General features: G+C 42.1%; 11 protein-coding genes, 3 rRNA genes and 1 pseudogene. 9 read left to right on the top strand and 6 right to left on the bottom strand.

Annotated elements, in window-relative coordinates:
* Window positions 1-336: 336 nt before the first annotated feature.
* Window positions 337-2583, top strand: a complete 2247-nt coding sequence (gene pflB / locus ACZ48L_RS05745; protein WP_008823328.1) for a formate C-acetyltransferase — start codon at window positions 337-339, stop codon at window positions 2581-2583.
* Complete coding sequence (gene pflA, locus ACZ48L_RS05740) at window positions 2570-3352, top strand: pyruvate formate-lyase-activating protein (RefSeq protein ID WP_044113979.1); 783 nt, start codon at window positions 2570-2572, stop codon at window positions 3350-3352. Before pflB ends, pflA begins: the two co-directional genes overlap by 14 nt.
* 389 nt (window positions 3353-3741) lie before the next feature.
* Here the strand turns inward: pflA and ACZ48L_RS05735 are convergent, their stop codons facing one another.
* Window positions 3742-4695, bottom strand: coding sequence for an alpha/beta hydrolase (locus ACZ48L_RS05735; protein ID WP_025792638.1), 954 nt, complete (start codon window positions 4693-4695; stop codon window positions 3742-3744).
* A 13-nt stretch (window positions 4696-4708) separates the two neighbouring features.
* The gene (locus tag ACZ48L_RS05730; protein ID WP_025792640.1) at window positions 4709-5659 is read right to left on the bottom strand and encodes a Gfo/Idh/MocA family protein; all 951 of its coding nucleotides are present in this window, start codon (window positions 5657-5659) and stop codon (window positions 4709-4711) included.
* A 116-nt stretch (window positions 5660-5775) separates the two neighbouring features.
* Here ACZ48L_RS05730 and ACZ48L_RS05725 point away from each other — a divergent pair, with 116 nt between their 5' ends.
* On the top strand, window positions 5776-6681 hold the full coding sequence (locus tag ACZ48L_RS05725; protein WP_044113980.1) for a DUF3298 and DUF4163 domain-containing protein: 906 nt from the start codon (window positions 5776-5778) through the stop codon (window positions 6679-6681).
* A gap of 312 nt (window positions 6682-6993) precedes the next feature.
* Here ACZ48L_RS05725 and ACZ48L_RS05720 read toward each other — a convergent pair whose 3' ends face one another.
* A complete protein-coding gene (locus ACZ48L_RS05720) occupies window positions 6994-7692 on the bottom strand; it encodes an alpha/beta hydrolase-fold protein (protein ID WP_025792642.1) in 699 nt (232 codons plus the stop codon).
* Between the two features lie 507 nt (window positions 7693-8199).
* On the opposite strand from ACZ48L_RS05720, the gene ACZ48L_RS05715 reads away from it, so the two are divergent.
* From ACZ48L_RS05715 to ACZ48L_RS05690, 6 genes and pseudogenes are all read left to right on the top strand, one after another.
* Window positions 8200-9730: ribosomal RNA gene (locus ACZ48L_RS05715) — 16S ribosomal RNA — on the top strand.
* Window positions 9731-10153: 423 nt separating this feature from the next.
* Window positions 10154-13055: ribosomal RNA gene (locus ACZ48L_RS05710) — 23S ribosomal RNA — on the top strand.
* A gap of 137 nt (window positions 13056-13192) precedes the next feature.
* Window positions 13193-13305: ribosomal RNA gene (gene rrf, locus ACZ48L_RS05705) — 5S ribosomal RNA — on the top strand.
* The 16S, 23S and 5S rRNA genes sit together here, the layout of an rRNA operon.
* 680 nt (window positions 13306-13985) lie before the next feature.
* A pseudogene (locus ACZ48L_RS05700) lies at window positions 13986-14927 on the top strand (RHS repeat-associated core domain-containing protein); the annotation flags it as partial.
* Between the two features lie 127 nt (window positions 14928-15054).
* Entirely contained in the window at window positions 15055-15351 is a 297-nt protein-coding gene (locus ACZ48L_RS05695; protein ID WP_044114022.1) for an energy transducer TonB, read from the top strand.
* A 146-nt stretch (window positions 15352-15497) separates the two neighbouring features.
* Window positions 15498-15938: a hypothetical protein gene (locus tag ACZ48L_RS05690; RefSeq protein WP_159102222.1), complete on the top strand. Its 441-nt coding sequence runs from the start codon at window positions 15498-15500 to the stop codon at window positions 15936-15938.
* Window positions 15939-16572: 634 nt separating this feature from the next.
* On the opposite strand, the gene ACZ48L_RS05685 is transcribed toward ACZ48L_RS05690, so the two are convergent.
* From ACZ48L_RS05685 to ACZ48L_RS05675, 3 genes are all read right to left on the bottom strand, one after another.
* Window positions 16573-17052 (bottom strand): HlyD family secretion protein, encoded by a 480-nt coding sequence (locus ACZ48L_RS05685; protein WP_464721962.1) that lies wholly within the window; start codon window positions 17050-17052, stop codon window positions 16573-16575.
* Between the two features lie 18 nt (window positions 17053-17070).
* A complete protein-coding gene (locus ACZ48L_RS05680; protein ID WP_155815720.1) occupies window positions 17071-17223 on the bottom strand; it encodes a hypothetical protein in 153 nt (50 codons plus the stop codon).
* Between the two features lie 220 nt (window positions 17224-17443).
* Complete coding sequence (locus tag ACZ48L_RS05675) at window positions 17444-19504, bottom strand: TonB-dependent receptor (protein ID WP_025792874.1); 2061 nt, start codon at window positions 19502-19504, stop codon at window positions 17444-17446.
* Between the last annotated feature and the right edge of the window lie 98 nt (window positions 19505-19602).

Here is a 19602-nt window from a genome sequence, read left to right as displayed (position 1 = left end):
GCTTAGCACATGTAGTGTTGATGCCTAGCACACATGGTGCGGATGTCCAAATGGAATGTAATATATTATCAAGTATAAGAACATCTCGTATAAAAAAGGAGCTGGAACATATATAAAACAGAAGGATTTAGCCCATCCATGCGCAAACAAAGTACTCATTTGTAGGTATAATCTCATAACTTACGCCTCGATAATTCATTATTATATTTCTCTCAAAGTCTTGACATTATATTATTTTTTACCTAACTTTACCCCCTGTATTTAGTCATGCTTTGTTGTGAAGAACAACTATAGGCGTTTTAATTAAATCTTTCACATAATAAGAACCATACAATTATGCAAAAGGCATGGAGGAATTTCGCTGGTGAGAAGTGGCTCGATGAGGTCAACATGCGCCAGTTTATCCAAGACAATTACACAAGTTATGATGGTGATGCTTCGTTCTTAGAGGAACCAACGGAAGCAACTAACAAACTCTGGGGACTACTTAAAGACCTTCAGAAGCAGGAACGTGCTAAAGGAGGAGTCTTAGATATGGAGACAGAGGTGGTCTCTAGTATGACTGCTTATGGTCCTGGATATATCGGAGAAGGGACAAAAGAGTTGGAAAAGGTTGTCGGTCTGCAGACTGATAAGCCTTTAAAGCGTGCTTTTATGCCTTATGGTGGTATCAAAATGGCAGAACAAGCTTGTACAACCTATGGCTATGAACCTTCTGAAAAGCTTCATGAAATCTTCACAAAGTACTGTAAAACGCACAATGATGGCGTCTTTGATGCTTATACAGATGAGATGAAGCTTGTAAGACACAACCATATTCTTACAGGACTTCCCGACACTTACGGGCGAGGTCGTATCGTTGGAGACTATAGACGTGTAGCACTTTATGGTGTAGACTTCCTCATCAACGAGAAAGCAAAGGACCTTCGCAATTGCGGTGATGGTACGATGACAGAAGAAATCATCCGCTTACGTGAAGAAATATCTATGCAGATAAAGGCTTTACGTGAGATGAAAGAGATGGCATCTATCTATGGTTATGACATATCTCAGCCTGCTAATGATGCAAGAGAGGCTGTTCAGTGGCTCTATTTCGGCTATCTTGCAGCTATAAAGACACAAAATGGTGCTGCAATGTCCGTTGGTCGCATCTCAACTTTCCTCGATATTTATATTCAACGAGACTTACAAGAAGGTACACTTACGGAGAAAGAAGCGCAAGAGCTTATCGATCATCTGGTAATGAAGTTCCGAATGGTAAAATTCGCACGTATTCCTTCTTATAATCAACTGTTCTCTGGCGATCCTGTATGGGCTACTTTGGAAGTTGCAGGATTAGGAATGGATGGTCGTTCAATGGTAACTAAGAACGACTTCCGCTTCCTTCACACGTTAGAAAACATGGGTCCTTCACCTGAACCGAACCTTACTGTCCTCTATAGTTCACGCCTTCCGAAGCATTTCAAGGACTATGCAGCAAAGATTTCCATCTCAACAAGCTCTATACAGTATGAGAATGATGACGTGATGCGTCCTATATGGGGTGATGATTATTCTATCTGTTGTTGTGTATCAGCTACACAGACAGGAAAGGAAATGCAGTTCTTCGGAGCACGTGCGAACCTTGCAAAATGCCTTGTTTATGCTATTAGCGGTGGCGTTGATAGTAAGACGCGTGAGCAATGTGGACCAGCTTACCGCCCGATAGAGGGTGATGTGGTGACCTATGATGAGTTTATGCCTCGCTTTATGGATATGATGGAATGGCTGGCAGGTGTCTATGTGAACACTTTGAACCTCATACATTACATGCATGATAAGTACTTCTATGAGGCTGCAGAGCTTGCACTTATTGACACAGACGTACGTCGTACCTTCGCAACGGGTATCGCTGGCTTCAGTCATGTGGTCGATTCAATCTCTGCTATTAAGTATGCTAAGGTAAATATCATCCGTGATGAGACAGGATTCCCTATAGAATTCAAGACAGAAGGAGACTTCCCGCGTTACGGAAATGATGATGATCGTGCTGATGATATTGCTGTTTGGTTGCTTAAAACTTTCATGAATATGATTCGTAAACACCACACTTATCGTCATTCTGAGCCAACAACAAGTATTCTTACCATTACTTCGAACGTTGTATATGGTAAGTTTACGGGTAATATGCCTGATGGTAGACCAGCTGGTGCACCGTTAGCTCCAGGTGCAAACCCATCATATGGTGCTGAACAGAACGGCTTATTGGCATCTTTGAATTCAACAGCTAAGCTTCCATATGAGTATGCTTTGGATGGAATCTCCAATACACAGACCATCAGTCCAGATGCTCTTGGACATGATGAAGCGGAACGTGTCAACACGCTTGTTGGTGTAATGGATGGTTATTTCAACCGGGGTGCACACCATTTGAATGTAAATGTCTTCGGAGTTGACAAGCTCATTGATTGTATGGAACATCCGGAGAAGGAGGAATATGCCAACTTTACCATTCGTGTCAGTGGTTATGCTGTGAAGTTTATCGACCTTACACGTGAGCAGCAGTTGGATGTTATTGCTCGTCGTGCACATGGATCAATGTAGAGTGGACAGTAAAAGAACAGATCTTTCAGACTTTCCGACTACTGAAACGATGCTTCGGGTACACTCCGTTGAGTCGTTCGGGTCGGTTGATGGACCAGGTATTCGATTCGTAATCTTCCTTAAGGGGTGCGCAATGCGGTGCCGATACTGTCACAATCCAGATACTTGGGACAGGGCGGGGGGTAACCTCCGCTCTGTTGATGATGTCCTATCCCAAGCTTTGAGATATAGAAGTTACTGGGGAGATAAGGGTGGAATCACCGTAAGTGGGGGTGAAGCTTTGCTACAAGTACGCCCATTAACAGAGCTTTTTCGTAAGGCAAAAGCCTTAGGAGTCAATACTTGTCTTGATACTTCGGCACAACCGTTCAGCAGAAAGGAAAACTTTTTCCCTGCTTTTGAGCAATTGATGCACTTTACCGACTTGGTCTTACTTGATATAAAACACATTGATAGCGATGCCCATAAGCAACTTACTGGTTGGGATAACAGGGGCATTCTTGATTGTGCCCGTTATCTTTCAGATATTCATAAGCCAGTATGGATAAGGTACGTATTAGTTCCTGGCATTAATGATGACGATGAGTCATTGCATCGGTATCGTGCTTTTCTTGATACATTGGACAATGTTGAGCGTGTTGAAGTTCTTCCTTATCATAGCTTAGGTGTATATAAATGGGAACAATTAGGGATTCCTTACACGCTTAAAGAGGTAGAACCGCCTACTGAAGAGAGCCTACGCCATGTGCGTAAGATACTGACAGAGTGAGAAATCGTAATAGGATTTTTGAGAATTAGCTATTGAAAAACACATCTTTTTATACCAATGAGACATAAGCTTCCCTGTGTTTTATGAGAGAATCTTATAGCATCTCCACGTATTTACTTATACTTTCGAATCATTCGGAATGCCGTTTTTGATTGCTCGGAACGACATCCTAATTTGTATATGATGGATTTTTCTCTGTTCCTTCATGGTGAAACTTGTGTTCCTTCATAGTGAAACTTATGTTCCAACGTAGTGAAACTAATACTTTAAAGGGATAAAAAAGATATAAGACACGTACAGAATGAGTGTGTAATGGGTATAAAACAAAAGCCGAACGGTTAGTTCGGCTCTGTTAGTTGTATGGGAAACTCTGTGCTAAGAGGGGGTGTTTAGTTGAAGTATTTGCTCACAAAAGCTTTTACTTTTGCCGTATATTGCTCGGGATAATCCTTATAACTCTTTGCATGTTCCGAGTCTTTGGTGATCCAAAGTTCCTTGGGTTGAGGCTTAGCCTTATAGAGTGGATGCACCATCCATGAAGGAACGTAGGTGTCATTATCGCCATGTATGAAGAGCATAGGGCGGTGGCAGTGGGCAATCTGCCGTAATGAATTTGCTTCATAGAAGTTCCAACCGTACTTCATCTGGCATAATTGGGAGGTAATAGGGAGCAAAGGGAACTCCGGAATGCCGAATTGTGCTTTGAGTTGATCAGCAAATTCGTCACGAACACTTGTGTATCCGCAGTCTTCTATGTAAGCTTTTACATACGATGGGACACCCTTATCACCCGAAACATTCATCGTTGTGGCTGCTCCCATGGATACTCCGTGCAACACAATGCGTGAAGGATGATGGCTGTCACGGAACATCCGCTCAGCAATGGGTATCCATTGTTCAATGTCTTTTCTGTCGTTCCAACCCATCTGGATGGCTTTCCCTTCGCTCTTCCCATGCCCATGGAGGTCGGGGAGGAGCACATTCATCCGCATCACCTTATTATATATATGGGCAAGATACAGCATTCCCAGTGCATTGTCCTTGTATCCATGGATGCAAATGGCAGTCCTTCCGCAGGCAGAATCGCCTTTTAAGTAGAAAGCATGCGCCCGTAAGCCATTGCGAAGTTTGATGGTTGTGTCGCGTAAGGCATGCGATTGTCTGATACTGTCAAGCCATTGGCGCATAGAAGGGTATTCTTCTTGCAGCTTTTCCCATCGGTAGGCATAGCTGTGGGTACTGCTTTCTATGGAATAAGACAACATGTAAGCTGCCCCACCACCCATCACAAGGCATACTAACAGTGGGAGTATTATTAATGAGAGATAGACTTTCTTTCTCATTTTAACCGTATGGTTATTTGGCTTCAATGGCTTTTACAACCGTCAGGGAGGTGTCAAGCCATTCTTCCATGCGCTTGTAATCCTTCTTTTCCCAGACATCTTTGAAGTCCATAAACTCATGAGTGAGACGACTTTCGTATGCGTTGCGCTGATAACTGGTAAGCTTTCCACCTTCCATAATCTCTACACTGCCAAACTCGTTGGCTGTTGTCGGGATGCGAATCCAGCCTTTCTCGCCTTGTATAATGGTGAATGAAGGACTGCTGGAGTCCTTGGCTGCAGTACAGGTGGCAGTCAGTGTTGGATAAGAAAGTATCATTGTGCCTGAGGTATCAATACCATTGTGACCTCGATTCGCATAATATGCCGTTGTAAGAGGTTCACCAAAAAGTCCTATTATGATGTTGATATTGTATACATTGAGGTCGTTCATGGCTCCTCCACCAAGCTTTGGATTGAATGCTGGGGCTATGTCGCCTTGCAGATAGCGTTCAAATCTGCTTGAATACTGTGAGAAGTTGCATTGCACAAGGTGTATGGGGGCAATGCGAGTAAGGCTATCTTTGACCAATTTGAAGTTGGGTGTATGAAGAAGTGACACGGCTTCAAAGAGGTAAAGGTTACGACTTCGTGCCAGAGAAGCAAGTTCTTCAGCCTGAGAAAGAGAAGTGGTGAAGGGCTTCTCTACGATGACATTCCTGTCAGCCTCTAATGCTTGACGAACGTAGTCATAGTGAGCACTGTTGACCAAGGCGATGTAAACGAAGTCGGCATTGTCTTCTTTCAGCAGTTGGGTATAGTCGGTGTAGACACGTGCTATCCTGTTTGCCTTCGCAAGTGACTGTGCTTTCTCCTTATCGCTGTGTGAGAATAGGCTTGTAATTTCAATCCCTTTACCTTCTGTTCGAAGCATACTGATGACTTCAGTTGCTATCATCCCGGTTCCTATAATACTGATTCTCATGTGCTTATTATTTCTTATTGTTCATTAACTGGTGCCACAAAAATAAGGAATGTTTTGTAGAAAGCAAGGGAAAAGACTATATTTGTGCTCTCTTAACAGGTATTAGATGAGTAATTATGAAGAAGTGTTTATTTTTATGTACATTGTCTCTGACAATGGTTGCAACGATAGGTTGTGCTGGTGGTAGGACTCCTGCAATGAAGGATATGGCTGATTCTGTAGGACAAAAATCAGCAGTTCAAGGGGCAAATGACTCGTTGTTGGTTGATTCCTTGGGGAAATCGTTTAGTGATGACGCAGCAAGTGTTGACTTCTCTTGTGATTTTCCTGTTTCAGGACCTCGTGTTCTTGTTGATTCCTTGCGTACTTTCCTCTCTAAAGAGATGGCTGGTTGTGTCGTAGTTTCCCCAGATGATCAAACTGTTGCACCGAAAACTTATAATCATCTTACTGATGGTAAGGGGATGATTGCTTATTATGCAGATGCTACGTTTAAGTCTTTGAAGTCTCTTGGGAAGGGTGATGAGGAAGTAAAAAGGCATCCATATAGCATTTCCTTGTCTGTAAATAAGGTCTATGATACAGCAGATTACGTTACGTATACTTCTGTTTTCTCTTTATATGAGGGTGGTGCACATGGTATGGCGTCGCTTCGTGGTGTCACATTCGACAAAAAGTCGGGAAGTCAAATAGGCTATCCAGTAGATTCAACTGCCCTTAAGGCGTTGCAACCTATTCTGAAAGAAGGTGTCAAGAGCTATTTTGTAGATGTCGCTAAGAATGATGGTGAGTCGGTATCGGATGCTGATATTAAGGGGTTTATGGATGGGTTGTTTATCGAAAATGGTATCATTCCACTTCCCGCAGCTGCTCCTTATCTCTCACCTGATGGTGTTGTCTTTGTGTATGGACAGTATGAGATAGGCGCATATGCCATTGGCATGCCCACTTTCACTGTTCCTTATAGTAAGATTGAGAAGTATCTTACACCCGAAGCTCGCCGCTTAACGGGGTTGAAATGATATCCCCAAGAGGGTGTGTTATAGCATTTAAGATTTGGAAATGACACCCTCTATGGTGTAGATAATAGTCTTCTGTGTAATATAATTTCATGGTGTAGATTTCAATAGATGCTCTTTTGCAATTCAAAAGATGCCCTTTTGCTTGTCAAAAGGGCATCTTTTAGCATGCAAAAGGGCGTCTTTTAGAGTGTAAAAGGGCGTCTTTTACTTTAGTGTTCTTAACTGTTTGTATATCTGTATGTTACAAATCCAATTTTAAGAGGTTTTATTGTAAAATATCAACCTTGCAAGTTTACTTTTTGTAAAGTCTTTTTATAATGCATTATCTATTAACCAAACAAATCCCTTCGCGGTTCTTATACCATTGTCTTGGAAGTGATTGCCTTCGTTCCATTCCATCTTACAGTTGATATTCCTTTGCTTTAAAAGTTCTTCTTGCTGCAGAATGTCTTTGCTTATGGTCGACATTATCTTTGTTTTTGTCTTTTCTTCCTTGTCACCTAAGCTCAGATAGGCATGTTTCACCTGTGGAGTATGACTCTCAGCATAGGCTAACCATCCTGTGTACCATGCTGATGGGGATGCCGCAACAATGCCGCCGAAGAGAGAAAGGGGTTGGTAGGCTGCCCAAAGAGAGAAGAGGCCAGCTAAGGAATATCCCCCTAAAAAAACTGTAATGTCGTTTTCTGCAAGGCAAAATTGAGCATATAATTCTGCAAGTAATAGTTCCCTTATATATAATAAGGTGTCATGAGCACCTTCGCCAAAGGGTATTTTTCCGAAAACTGGTGGTGCTGGCCAGGGCGTTAATTCATCGTTCCACTTGGAAATGTGGATGGCTACATGAATAAAAGGTACCTTAGTGTGTTCTTCTATATACTTTATTTGTTGTTCTAACTCCTCCCTGTCATGGCCATCTACGGGCTGTAGGAGAAGAACTCTTGCATTGTCTTCAATGTGGAGAGTACATGTTTTACCCCCTAAAATAGCTTCTGTTCTTAAGTGTCTCATCGTTATGGAGATTTTATTTCATCTGCAAATATAATCAAATTATTGGTCGAAAAGATTGATGTAAGTCAATTTGTGGAAGAAAAATGTATTTTATCTAAAAATAATCTTTAGAAAGTTTGGAGGATTGAAGAGAACTTTCTAACTTTGCATCGCTTTTCGGATAAAACATGATATTTAATCTAACTATACGATAAGCCGGGACATCTCGGAGTGAGAGTTGTCGCCGATAAAGAAAGAGTTCTTTGAAAAGATTTACATAAACAGAGAAGTAGTACAAGAAGCGTCTGTTTGATTTTATATCAGATAGATGGGTAAAAGAAACGAACCGATCAATTCATTGTCTGTGTTTTGTGGTATCGCTGCAAGATATGGAACAAAGAAAAAGGTGCTTTTTACTTGATATTATTTAGGATAAGCGTTCTGAAACAGAGATTATTCGGTGAAGTGTTTTGATTGGTGGTATTTATTATCACTTATCATCCATCACTTATCACCAAACCATATTTTACAATGGAGAGTTTGATCCTGGCTCAGGATGAACGCTAGCTACAGGCTTAACACATGCAAGTCGAGGGGAAACGGCATTAAGTGCTTGCACTTTTTGGACGTCGACCGGCGCACGGGTGAGTAACGCGTATCCAACCTTCCCATGACTAAGGGATAACCTGCCGAAAGGCAGACTAATACCTTATGGTCTTCACTGACGGCATCAGATGTGAAGTAAAGATTTATCGGTTATGGATGGGGATGCGTCTGATTAGCTTGTTGGCGGGGTAACGGCCCACCAAGGCAACGATCAGTAGGGGTTCTGAGAGGAAGGTCCCCCACATTGGAACTGAGACACGGTCCAAACTCCTACGGGAGGCAGCAGTGAGGAATATTGGTCAATGGGCGAGAGCCTGAACCAGCCAAGTAGCGTGCAGGATGACGGCCCTATGGGTTGTAAACTGCTTTTGTATGGGGATAAAGTCAGTCACGTGTGATTGTTTGCAGGTACCATACGAATAAGGACCGGCTAATTCCGTGCCAGCAGCCGCGGTAATACGGAAGGTCCGGGCGTTATCCGGATTTATTGGGTTTAAAGGGAGCGTAGGCTGGAGATTAAGTGTGTTGTGAAATGTAGACGCTCAACGTCTGACTTGCAGCGCATACTGGTTTCCTTGAGTACGCACAACGTTGGCGGAATTCGTCGTGTAGCGGTGAAATGCTTAGATATGACGAAGAACTCCGATTGCGAAGGCAGCTGACGGGAGCGCAACTGACGCTGAAGCTCGAAGGTGCGGGTATCGAACAGGATTAGATACCCTGGTAGTCCGCACAGTAAACGATGGATGCCCGCTGTTGGTACCTGGTATCAGCGGCTAAGCGAAAGCATTAAGCATCCCACCTGGGGAGTACGCCGGCAACGGTGAAACTCAAAGGAATTGACGGGGGCCCGCACAAGCGGAGGAACATGTGGTTTAATTCGATGATACGCGAGGAACCTTACCCGGGCTTGAATTGCAGAGGAAGGATTTAGAGATAATGACGCCCTTCGGGGTCTCTGTGAAGGTGCTGCATGGTTGTCGTCAGCTCGTGCCGTGAGGTGTCGGCTTAAGTGCCATAACGAGCGCAACCCCTGTCTTTAGTTGCCATCAGGTTAAGCTGGGCACTCTGGAGATACTGCCACCGTAAGGTGTGAGGAAGGTGGGGATGACGTCAAATCAGCACGGCCCTTACGTCCGGGGCTACACACGTGTTACAATGGCCGGTACAGAGGGACGGTGTAATGTAAATTGCATCCAATCTTGAAAGCCGGTCCCAGTTCGGACTGGGGTCTGCAACCCGACCCCACGAAGCTGGATTCGCTAGTAATCGCGCATCAGCCATGGCGCGGTGAATACGTTCCCGGGCCTTGTACACACCGCCCGTCAAGCCATGAAAGCCGGGGGTGCCTGAAGTCCGTGACCGCAAGGATCGGCCTAGGGCAAAACTGGTGATTGGGGCTAAGTCGTAACAAGGTAGCCGTACCGGAAGGTGCGGCTGGAACACCTCCTTTCTGGAGAGGATGTTTATCTGTTGAATAATGACGAGTATCTTGAGATGATTTCTTAAGTATACCAGTTTGTAATTTGACGGTAATATCAAGACTTGAAAAAGAACCTTGGTTCGTTTTTCTTCTTGTACTGCACTGACTCTGTATTATATAATGTAGGAGCATGAGTTTAAGGCTCACATGGAAGAGGTTCAAGTCCTCTTACTCCACCATTAAAGGTGATCGTTAGTTTTAAGGTATTTCCTTATTCATTTTCGATTTTTCCTTTATCCGATCTTTGACATATTGACACAAGCAAGACTGTAATGTAGAGCTGGTCTTTTTTTTAGACCAGTATTCTAAAAGAGGTTTTACTTCTTTAAATTAGAATCACACAACAGCTGAAAGTATGAGCTACATTCTTTGTAAGGAATTACAGAGAAGGCGAAGAAAGTAAGAAAGGGCGCATGGCGGATGCCTTGGCTCACGGAGGCGATGAAGGACGTGATAAGCTGCGATAAGCCTTGGGTAGGTGCAAATAACCTTTGATCCAGGGATTTCCGAATGGGACAACCCGGCAGGCTGAAGGCCTGTCATCACTGCTAATGCAGTGAGGCGAACGGAGGGAACTGAAACATCTTAGTACCTCCAGGAAGAGAAAATAATTTAATGATTCCCCTAGTAGTGGCGAGCGAACGGGGAAGAGCCCAAACCTGTGACGTAGCAATGCGCCGCAGGGGTTGTAGGACCACGCTGTCGTACTTTGATTGTGAGGCGAATATACTGGAAAGTATAATCATAGAGGGTGATAATCCCGTATCCGAAGCATGATGAGACGTAGTGGTATCCTGAGTAACGCGGAACACGTGTAATTCTGCGCGAATCCGCCGGGACCATCCGGTAAGGCTAAATACTCCCGTGAGACCGATAGTGAACGAGTACCGTGAGGGAAAGGTGAAAAGCACTCCGATGAGGAGAGTGAAATAGTTCCTGAAACCATGCGCCTACAAGCGGTCGGAGCTGTTAATTCAGTGACGGCGTGCCTTTTGCATAATGAACCTACGAGTTACCATGTCTGGCAAGGATAAGTGCCATTAGTCACGTATCCGCAGTGAAAGCGAGCCTGAACAGGGCGTCGAGTCAGATGGGGTAGACGCGAAACCAAGTGATCTACACTTGCCCAGGTTGAAGTCCGGGTAACACCGGATGGAGGACCGCACGGATAAGCGTTGAAAAGCTTCCCGATGAGGTGAGTGTAGGAGTGAAAGGCCAATCAAACTTGGAGATAGCTCGTACTCCCCGAAAGGCATTTAGGTGCCGCGTGCATCGATCTCCATGAGAGGTAGAGCGACCGATAGGTCAAGAGGGCTTCACCGCCTATCGAGACCTGACGAACTCCGAATGCTTATGGATAGCAGATGTGCAGTAAGGGGGCGGGTGCTAAGGTCCGTCCCCGAGAGGAGAAGAATCCAGACCGCCGTCTAAGGTCCCGAAATTCTGTCTAAGTTAGTCTAACGAAGTCTGGTCCCCGTGACAGCTAGGATGTTGGCTTGGAAGCAGCCATTCATTCAAAGAGTGCGTAACAGCTCACTAGTCGAGGGTCCGGGCATGGATAATAATCGGGTATAAGTCAGATACCGAAGGCGCGGGATAGCAATGTAAATTAAAAGTATCGGTAGGGGAGCATTCCATCGACGTTGAATGGTGAAGGTAACTGATCCTGGAGTTTATGGAAAAGCAAATGTAGGTATAAGTAACGATAAAAAGGGTGAGATTCCCTTTCGCCGAAAGACCGAGGTTTCCCGGGCGATGCCAATCAGCCCGGGGTTAGTCGGGTCCTAAGTCTCAGCCGAACGGCGAAGGCGATGGCAGATGCGGTTAATATTCCGCAACTCGCATATTCAGTGATGTGGAGACGGAGCAGTGACACTGCCGCGCCCTGACGGAATAGGGCGTTTAAGTCTGTAGGCTATGAGGATGGCAGGCAAATCCACCATCCGAGCTGAAGGATGAAAGTACAGGTTGTCCTTCGGGACGACTTGAGTGCAGGTAATCATACTTCCGAGAAAATCCGCTAAACTTAATGTTTATGCGACCCGTACCGCAAACGGACACACGTGGTCGGGTAGAATATACTAAGGCGTTGAGAGATTCATGGTTAAGGAACTAGGCAAATTGACCCCGTAACTTCGGGATAAGGGGTCCTCATGTATAATGAGGCGCAGAGAATAGGTCCAGGCAACTGTTTAACAAAAACACAGGGCTGTGCAAACTCGAAAGATGACGTATACAGCCTGACACCTGCCCGGTGCTGGAAGGTTAAGAGGAGATGTCACCAGTAATGGGAAGCATTGAATTGAAGCCCCAGTAAACGGCGGCCGTAACTATAACGGTCCTAAGGTAGCGAAATTCCTTGTCGGGTAAGTTCCGACCTGCACGAATGGTGTAATGATCCGGACGCTGTCTCAACCATGATCTCAGTGAAATTGTAGTATCGGTGAAGATGCCGATTACCCGCGATGGGACGAAAAGACCCCGTGAACCTTTACTACAGCTTAGCATTGACCTTGGTCATCCGATGTGTAGGATAGGCCGGAGGCTTCGAAGCGGGTGCGCCAGCATTCGTGGAGCCATCCTTGAAATACGGCCCTTTGGCTGTCTGAGGTCTAACGCGCCTGAGGTGCGGACACTGCTTGGTGGGTAGTTTGACTGGGGTGGTCGCCTCCAAAAGCGTAACGGAGGCTTCCAAAGGTGCCCTCGGGCCGATTGGTAACCGGCCTTACAGAGTGCAATGGCATAAGGGCGCTTGACTGGGAGGGAGACATCCCGAGCAGGCAGGAAACTGGGGCATAGTGATCCGGCGGATGTGTATGGAAACTCCGTCGCTCAAAGGATAAAAGGTACTCCGGGGATAACAGGCTGATCCCCCCCAAGAGCTCATATCGACGGGGTGGTTTGGCACCTCGATGTCGGCTCGTCACATCCTGGGGCTGGAGAAGGTCCCAAGGGTTGGGCTGTTCGCCCATTAAAGTGGCACGCGAGCTGGGTTCAGAACGTCGTGAGACAGTTCGGTCTCTATCTATCGTGGGCGTTGGAGTTTTGAGTGGTGCCGTCACTAGTACGAGAGGACCGTGATGGACAGACCTCCGGTTTACCAGTTGTGCCGCCAGGTGCACCGCTGGGTATCTGAGTCTGGACTGGATAAGCGCTGAAAGCATCTAAGTGCGAAGCCATCCGCGAGATGAGAACTCCTCATAAGGGTCGTCATAGACGATGACGTTGATAGGGTGCAGGTGTAAAGACGGTGACGTCAAAGCCGAGCACTACTAATTGCCCGAAACTTTCTTCGGTCCTGCCCGCTTTCTGTAAGGAGCGGGCAGGACTGGTGACTCACACTTTGAGCTGTGTTGCTCTTCATTCTTTTTTGCTTGTGGAAATAGGTCACCTTATACGGTTGATTTTTAATGGTCAACTTGAAAAGAATTATCAGGTGGTTATTGCGGCGGGGTCCCACCTCTTCCCATTCCGAACAGAGAAGTTAAGCCCGTTTGCGCCGATGGTACTGCAATGCAATGCGGGAGAGTAGGTAGCCGCCTTCTTTTATAGAGAGAGCTTTGAAGAGAAATCTTCGAGGCTCTCTTTTTTTGTTTTATCTTTGGATGACTCCGGTCATCCGGCTTATATCCTACCCGTAATCCCTACCTGCAAATCCTTGCCTTAGCCTTATCCCTAACCCGATCATGACCAACACATCCAAATATCCAACACATCCAAATATCCAAATATCCAACACATACAACTATCTAACACATCCAACCAACTTGCAGTCTTTATATTTACTCTACTATTGGATCTTTTTGTTTTTCATTTGCTGTCACTTTTAACACTTTGTATAAACGATTTGTTATCAGTGCATTGTAATATGAAAAATGGTGACGGGAGTGACAGGAAAGTTAAAGGTACTCCATCTTTATGCTTTGATCCTATGAACAGGTGCAGGTACAAACTAAAATGAAAAACATCAGCTTTGTATTTAGATTCTATCAAAGGGCATTGTATAGCTATTACTGCTTTTCTTCTTTGTACGGATACATTTACAAAATAAAGTTGTATATTTGCCTTAAAATAACACATGACATAGGAGTCTGCGGACATTAGGTCTTACGGTGGAGGAGGTGTTGTGGTGCAGGAGATATAGATCTTTTTTGTGCTGTGATGGAGAGTCACAGTAGGGACAGGTGTCTCTCATATTTATGTTCTAACTTCACCACAAACACTATTCTTACCCTCTAAACTCTTAGTTGATGAGCATCCTTCATCTGAAGACTTACCGTACAAGTTCAATGGTAAACAGTTTGATGACGAGACAGGTCTGTACTATTATGGTGCAAGGTACATGAATCCTATGGCAAGTATTTGGTATGGTGTAGACCCGTTGGCGGAGAAGTATACAACTACTGGTGGATATGTCTATACATTGAATAATCCCGTGAAATTTATAGATGTAGATGGTAGAGAATGGACACAAACGACAGACAAGAATGGAAATATTGTTATAACTGTTTCTTTAAATTTATCATTTAACGGAGATTTTAGTGCCGCTCAGATGGAAAATTACAAGACTACCATCTCGAGCGAATTCAACAGAATGATTTCAGATGCTTCTGATGGACGAATGTCGGGAGTTATTAAGTTTTACACTAATAATAAAGATATTGTTCAGTCTTTAGTGTTAACGAGCGACGAGTCTTCTATTATTGCTGGTTCTACGACATATATGAGTTCACAGGTAAATGTCAATGATAAGAATGGTGCATTAAAAGATTATGCAATTGTTGCTACAGACGTTTCTCATGAGCTTTTACATACATTGAGATTGGCTCATCCGTTTGAACGAACACAAACTGCTGATACGAAATTATTAAGAGTTGGACCTAATTCTTATATTTCCACTCCTTCAACAGCATCAAATATTGGAAATAATGTTATGAACTATCCTATGATAACTATTGATGGTAAGACATCAACGTCACAGAATGCTTTGACAAAAGGGCAACTGAACTTGATGTTAAAAGAGATAGAACTTCGGAAACAGGGATATGGAATTTATAAATACAACAACAAGTTAACAAATAACCAAAATGAAGAATTATACTCGAAATATTTTACTAATTATTGGGATCAAGATCAGTGGCCTGGGTATCCAGTACAAAAGAAATAACTTTTTTAAATATTTTCCTCTAGTATTTATGTTACTTTCGTGTAATTCCTCTATATTATTATCCTCTGGCCCAAACGTTAAATACGACAAAAGAACAAATCTTGAAGTTTGTTCTTTTACAGATAAGATGCCAAGTTATAGGGGTGGATACACTGCTTTCTTACATGATTTCTCAGCTAATTTTCAATATAGCAACCAAATTGACAATAACATTCAAACAAATATTGTAGTACAATATGTTATTAACAAAAAAGGAAGATTGGTTGGTGCTAGAATTTTTAATAAAGAGGATAAGGATTTAAGTTGTTTTGATAAAGCCGTACTTGAAGCCTTAGAAAAAGTTCAAAATTGGACACCTGGAGAATACCATCATAAAAAAGTAAATGTTATTATTAAACAAACAATACAGATTGATATGCATTGATATTACGAATGCTACTACTCCCAACCTGGCTAATGAAACCAATAAGAGCAAGCCTGGTTCAAAAGGAGGTACGTTAAATCCTGCAAAACGAAAGGTAACACAAAAAGATATTGATCAATTGAATATTAATAAATTAAATTTCAAAGATGGAAAAGCTTATCTTGGGCATGTTTCGGATTAAATTTTATATCTTAATTTCTTTAACATTATCCTTGTTCCTGTTTTTTTCTTGTAAATCGAAGACAGAAATTGATCCTCAAGCAATAACAGGATGCTGGGAACTAGTTAGTAAAGATGTTAAACCGATTGAATACATAAATTTGTCTTTTTATAAAGATTCTACAGCCATATTTGATTGCCTGACAGATACTGTTATTTATTTACGATATAAGGTTCACAAGGATTCTTTATATCTAAAAGATTTAAATAATAATTGTACTAGAGATTTAGTACTATCATTAGATAGTAATACCTTTTGTCTAGGCAGCTTAAAAAAATGTAACGAGAAACTTATATATAAAAGGAAAAAAGATACCTTGGAACAATTTGATACTTCGTTTATCAAATCTATAGTTCCTGCTTGGTAAATTTGTTAGATATTATTTAAGGCTGAATCCCTATTGAGGGGGTTCAGTCTTTTTGTTTTCTTTGTTTCAATGTAAAGAACGCCAAGAATCATGAGGAAAGATACATATTTCCTCGGACACAGTTTTTGATATTATATGGTTTATTATTACTCTAAAACCCTAACATAGTTTTTGTTTTTAGTTGCTGTCACTTTTAACACTTTGTATAAACGATTTGTTATCAATGTATTGTAGCATGGGGGAAAGTGACAGAAGTGACAGGAAATTATAATCTACTTCATTTCTTCAATGCAGTTCAGTGAATTGAGGGATACACAGATATACAATTTTAGTGTCTTTCGAGTTTTAAGGTCTTGTTGTGACATAAACAGTTAATATGAGTCAGATACAGTTCTGTTTTATTTTCTTTTAATAATAGGCAATCTTCATGTTTACACTCTATTATAAAATTATGCCTACACTTTATATTAAAGGTCTACCTTCAGCACAGGTGGTGCTGACTATTAACTCTAATGGTGTTGAGCTGTAGCACCAATGGTGCGGGGGCTCTAACACATCAGGAGCGTCTACTGCTTACTTTCTATCTTTATTTCTTTTCTGATATAAAGGACAGCTTGCCTTATGAAGAATACATTTACAGGCAGCTTATTGTGTGCCCCATAATCTGTTGCAGTACACTGCCATTGTCTGCGAGAATGTAGGCAGAGCCAGTCATTCCACTAATTATTTTATATTTGCTATCATTAATTCTGACTTCCCCGATAAACACATTACCCTCCGTAGTCCGTTTAGGTCTTCTACGTATAGAGACGATAGACCCCTTAGTCATTCCATATCTTTGCCTATCAAACCCTTCTAGTTCTATGCTGACAGTCATCCCTTTTCTTACTGTGTTTATGTATTTGTATGGAATAGCGATAGTCCCCTGCGTCTCATTTTTTATCATAATCTTGGCATCAATGGTCTCAGGATAGGGAATGAAATATGCAGCAGCCAGTAAACCTGATATAACAATAGTGATAACTATTATACCATAGCGAACGACCCGTGAAGGTATTTCACCGATGATTGTCCTTACTTTCTCACTGCGAAGCTCTATCTTGTCATCTGTCATATTGTATCTGTTTTTCTATTAATTCCCTAATTCCAACTGATTTTTAACGAGGTTATAGTATGCACCTCGCTTCTGCGTAAGTACTTCATGGTTGCCTGTTTCTACCACTTTCCCCTTATCAAGTACTATGATCTGGTCAGCATTCTTTACAGTACTTAGTCGGTGAGCCACTATGACAACAGTTTTTTGGTACTGTCCAATAAATATGTTGTAGAATACTGTCCCCTTTAGAATTAGGCTAAGGCATGAAATATACCACTAATAATAGTATCAAGAATATGGCAATGATTATTACCGTCCCCCATCGAACTAATGCAGGTGGAACTTCGCCTAATAGATTGCGAACTTTCTCAGAGCGTAATTCTATTCCTGTTTCTTTTTTTATTGTAATTTATTTTAAGATTGCACTTTCGCTATTTTTATGTTCATAATCAGGTGTTTGGGGTGTCTTCTTGCCGTAATCAAAACTATAAACAATTTTTAATGTTGCATACTGGTTGTAACTGCGACTTTGATTTATTTGTTTGAAGGAATAATATGGTGCTGACAATTCATCCACTATATTATTCTTCATCATGAATAAGTTGTTTGCATTAGCTTCGATAGCCCAATTCCCATGTTTCCACATTGCCGACAGTTGGTACTGCCAGAAAGTCTTTCTGCGAATCTGACTGTCTATTAAATCCTGGGACGGTGTCGCCAAAGATACACTGAAAGAAAAATCCTGGATATAGTAGTTTACCATAGCAGATCCTGAGATTGAGGACAAGCTACGATTTTCAGTCCCTCCCCGCACCAAATGTTCAATCCATTGACCGGATAATTTCATATTGAGTGAACTGGAAGGTTTATAGGTCATAGATATATCTGCACTGGGGCGATGATAGATACAATCATCTCTAAAAGTGCTGATGAGGTGTCCGTCCCGTATGTAGTAATCCGAAATTATTGAATGATTTTGGTAGAAGTATGACACTCCTGTTTGTAAAGCGAATTTATTAAGATTCACTGTATGACTTAATCGTGGGTTCAAAAGAATTGAGTTGTCCATATCCGGGTTACCTTTAAGAATAATGATAGGATCAATCTGTTGTTCGACATTGTTAATAGTATTAATCCTCGGATAAGTATTTCCCAAAGCAAATGTAAATTGAAGTTGCTGTACTTTATCTATCTTATATACTGCTCTTGTCTGAAGTCTTGGCGTAAGGTGATTGATAGACTCCATCCCCTTTAAACGATATGTAAGAAAAGATAATCCAGGGTTGATATCAAAGAAAAATCTTCCTAAACGCTGGGAATAGTCTGCAAAAAGGATTGTTTCCGAAGAATGCAAATTTTGATTATATGTCGAAGTCCCCGTGTATTCCGAATCACTAATTCTCATGAACTCGAATAAGCTGAAAGCCAATTTGTTCCTATGACTGAATGCCATTGAATAGTTAGCATTCGCTTTGACGTAACAATAATCTTCTTTGACAAGTGAATGAAATGACTTATCATCCTCATTATAAAAACGGTTGTAGTCGTTCCGAGAATAATATCCATCAAATACATAATCCAATGACTTTGTATCGGAAAAAGTGTGCAGTCCGTAGAAATAAACACTTGGACGATAAGATTTGTTTCTACTGTTAATATTCAAAATACTACCATCCTTGACTGATGCTTTTGTTTGCCAATAGTCCGTCATTCCATTATTAACGTTGTTTCTTATGTCATTCCATGCCATACCACCTCGAAACATCCAAATATATTTTTTCCCTCGGTTGCTTATTGATGCCTGCACATATTCTTCCGTATGCCTATTCCCGGCATTATTATAAAACTGTTGTCTATTCAACTGATAATCTGGGAAATTAAAAACCTCATTCTCGTTCATTGATGATTTGGGATTTTCCAATGAATATCCCGCCCAAATATTCAGACTTTTGGTTCCTGTGACAAATTTTGAAACAAGATTATAATCACCATTAAGATATCCTATACCCTGAAACGCATCGAGTTGTGTGTAGCCACCATTGTTGAGTGGCTTCATTACAATATTTATAGCGTATGCGTCTTTGGCATATTTACCGGTCGGCACATCAAAAAAATCCACACGAGCAATATCCTTCGGTCTCAATGACTGTACCTCTCGGAAATCTACTTTACGTCCATCAATGTAGAGAGTTGCAGCCCCGGATGGAGTTGTTACACTTCCTGTCGAACGTTCAACGGACACTCCTGGGATCATGAGATTATTCAACAGGTCATAACCAGTTACAGCATGTTTACGCTGCTCTTTTGTAGGAATAGCAAGAATATGATCATCCTCTCGGGTAAGGTAAGATGCCTTGACAACTATTTCATCAAGTTCTTTGGCCTGAATCGAAGTTTTTGTAGTATCAGGTTTCTGTGCATATGATACGTTGAAACATAAGCACATAATAGTTACAAATAATGTTTTCATCTATTGAATTACTTTATACTTAACATCAATATGTCTTTTGAGCTTATCAATGACACCTTTTCTTTTTGCCTTGCAAAAACTTTCTTGGTTATCTTTTT

It is taken from the genome of Prevotella histicola (assembly GCF_055385135.1).
Note: the sequence above shows the minus strand (reverse complement) of the source record. Positions and strands in the feature narration are given on the sequence as shown.